Below are 2894 nucleotides of genomic sequence, written 5' to 3'. Positions count from 1 at the left end.
ATCGTCTATCCTTGACACTCGTGTCAAGGTCCAGCCGGATCGGCTCCGTTTCGGACGTGAGGATGGTCACATGAGGATCGGCGAACTCGCCCGGCTGACGGAGAGCACTCCGCGCCTGTTGCGCTACTACGAGAAGCAGGGGCTGATCAGCCCGCGCCGGGAGGCCAACGGCTACCGCGACTACGACGACTACCTGGTGAGCCGGGTGCTCCAGATCCGCGGCCTGCTGGAGTCGGGCCTGCCCACCCGGATCATCAAGCAGATCCTGCCCTGCCTGGACACCCCGCGGACGATCCACTTCGCCGACGCCACACCGGAGATGCTCGCCACCCTGGAGTCCGAGACGGAGCGGATGACCCGCCGGATCGAGTGCCTGACCCGCAACCGGGACGCCATCCGGGAGTACCTGGGCGTGGTCAAGGGCCTCTCCTGAGCGGGCGGGTCCCGGCGGAGCGGGTGTTCGAACCGGCGGCTTGACCTTGTCACCGGTGTCAGGGTGGACGCTGCTGCCATGACCGATTCCGCCATCCGGCACACCGCATTCGGCGACGGCACCCCGCTCGTCCTGATCCACGGCTACACCGTCGACCACCGCGTCCTGCTCCCGCTCGAACCCGCCTTCGCCGACCGCCCCGGCTGGCGGCGTCTCTACCTCGACCTCCCCGGCCACGGTGCCAGCCCGCGTCTTTCCGGCCCGACCTCGGCGGCGGCCCTGGCCGAGGCCGTCTTCGCGTGGATCGACGCCGAGCTGGGCGGCCGGCCCTTCGCCGTGGTCGGCCAGTCCTTCGGCGGGCAGCTGGCCCGGGCGGTGACCGCACGCTACGGGGAGCAGGTGCTGGGCTCGGCGCTGCTGGTGCCGGTGGTGGGCTGGGGCGAGGACCGGACCCTGCCCGCGCAGACCGTGCTGGAACGCGACCGGGAGCTGTTCGACCGCCTCCCGGCCGCCGAGCGCGAGCTGTTCGAGTACACCACGGCCCGTCTGGACAAGCGGAACTGGGAGCTCTTCGAGCAGTACGTCCTGCCGGGCTGGCGGGTCCACGACCGGGCGGCCGCCGCCGAACTGGAGGCCGACTTCATGCTGCCGCACTGGCCCGAGCGGCAGGCGCCGGAGCACCGCGGCCGCCACCTGCTGGTCACCACCCGGCAGGACGCCCTGGTGGGCTGGCACGACCAGCTCGCCCTGCTCGACCACTACCCCCGGATGGCGGCGACGGTGCTCGACGGCGCCGGCCACAACCCGCAGGTGGAGCACGCCGAGGCGGTCCGCGGCCCGTTCGGTGCCTGGCTCGACGAACTCCGGCGCCCGTAGCGCACATTGAGGCAAAGGCGGAGGCCTCGCGATCGGACGGAACCGATCGCGAGGCCGTTCGCCGTGACGCCCCGTGGGGCCGGGGCTCAGCCGATGGAGCGGGGGAGCCGGGTCGTCAGGTACAGGATGGTGAAGGAGCCCACCAGCTGGATGCCCAGGCACAGCGCGAGCGCGCGGCCCATGCCGAGGCTGGGGGAGACCGACAGGTACAGGGTGCCGAGGGTGGCGACACCGAGGGCCAGGCTGGCCTGCTGCCCGGTGGCGAGGACGCCGCTGCCGACACCGGCCCGGGCGGCGGGCACCTTGGAGAGGACGACCCGGAACAGCGGGGTGCCGATCAGGCCCTGCCCGATGCCCGCGAGGGCGACGCCGGGGGCCATCCGCAGCGCGGAGAAGTGGGCCGAGTCGGCGAGGACGGTCAGCGCGATGGTGGCGAGTCCGGTGGCCTGGACGACGGCGCCGGCGCTGAGCACCCGGCTGCCCCAGCGGCCGATCAGCCGCGGGCCGGACAGCGAGGCGGTGAAGTAGCCGACGGCCATCGGGACGAGCGCCCAGCCGGCCGCGACCACACCGAGCCGCAGGCCCTGCTGGAGGGCGACGGCGATGACGAACATGAAGCCGCCGAAGCCCGCGAAGTAGGGGAGCGCGATGCCGAGGCCGCGCCGCATCTCGGGGATCCGCAGCAGGGTGGGCGGTACCAGCGGGGTGTCCCCGCGCCGCTCGGCGCGCCGCTCGACCACGGCGAAGGCGACGGCCAGCACGGGGAACAGCGCCAGCAGCGCCCAGGACCAGAGCGGCCAGCCGGCCGCGCGGCCCTCCATCAGCGGGATGAGCAGCGCCAGCATCGTGGCGGTGAGCAGGACGGTGCCCGGCACGTCCACCCGGGCGGCCTGGGTGGCCTTGCTCTCCGGGACGTACCGGACGGCCAGCACCACGGCGAGCAGGGCGAACGGGACGTTCAGCAGGAAGACCGAGCGCCAGCCGGTGCCGAACAGGTCGGCGGCGACCAGCATCCCGCCGAGCACCTGGCCGATCACCACGGAGATCCCGCCGACCGCGCCGTAGACGCTGAGCGCGCGGCCGCGCCGGGCGCCTTCGGTGGCTGCGGTGATGGTGCCGAGCACCTGCGGGATCAGCAGCGCGGCCGAGGCGCCCTGGGCGGCCCGGGCGGCGACCAGGGACCACGCGCCGGGGGCGAGGCCGCAGGCCAGCGAGGTGAGGGCGAAGGCGGTGGCCCCGGCGACGAAGAGCCGGCGGCGGCCGAAGATGTCGCCGAGCCGCCCGCCGAGGACGAGCAGGACGGCGAAGGCGATGCCGTAGCCGGCGGCGACGAGTTCCAGGACGGCCGGTCCGGCGGCCAGGTCCTCGTCGATGGTGGGCAGGGCGACGTTGACGATGAAGAAGTCGAGCATCGGCAGGAAGGCCCCGAGCAGTACGGTGACCAGCCCGGCGGTGCCGAGGGAGGGCCCCGCGGCGCCGAGGGCGGAGGTGCGGGGAGCGGCTGGGGCGACTGGAGCGACTGGAGCGGCGGTTCGGATCGGAGCGGGGGCGACGGCGAGTGGTTTGGTCACGGGTCCTACGATCC

Annotated in this window: 3 protein-coding genes; 2 read left to right on the top strand and 1 reads right to left on the bottom strand. The window is 73.7% G+C overall.

The window, feature by feature from the left end; all coding sequences use genetic code 11:
* Positions 1-70: 70 nt before the first annotated feature.
* Both J0670_RS34725 and J0670_RS34720 read left to right on the top strand, forming a co-directional pair.
* Entirely contained in the window at positions 71-433 is a 363-nt protein-coding gene (locus tag J0670_RS34725) for a MerR family transcriptional regulator (protein WP_207816420.1), read from the top strand.
* Between the two features lie 78 nt (positions 434-511).
* Positions 512-1309 (top strand): alpha/beta fold hydrolase, encoded by a 798-nt coding sequence (locus tag J0670_RS34720; RefSeq protein ID WP_207816419.1) that lies wholly within the window; start codon positions 512-514, stop codon positions 1307-1309.
* Between the two features lie 86 nt (positions 1310-1395).
* Here J0670_RS34720 and J0670_RS34715 read toward each other — a convergent pair whose 3' ends face one another.
* The gene (locus J0670_RS34715) at positions 1396-2880 is read right to left on the bottom strand and encodes an MFS transporter (RefSeq protein ID WP_307806824.1); all 1485 of its coding nucleotides are present in this window, start codon (positions 2878-2880) and stop codon (positions 1396-1398) included.
* Positions 2881-2894: the final 14 nt, after the last annotated feature.

This window comes from Streptomyces sp. FH025, from assembly GCF_017427025.1.
GTDB lineage: Bacteria > Actinomycetota > Actinomycetes > Streptomycetales > Streptomycetaceae > Kitasatospora.
This window is presented reverse-complemented; position numbering and strand designations above follow the sequence as displayed.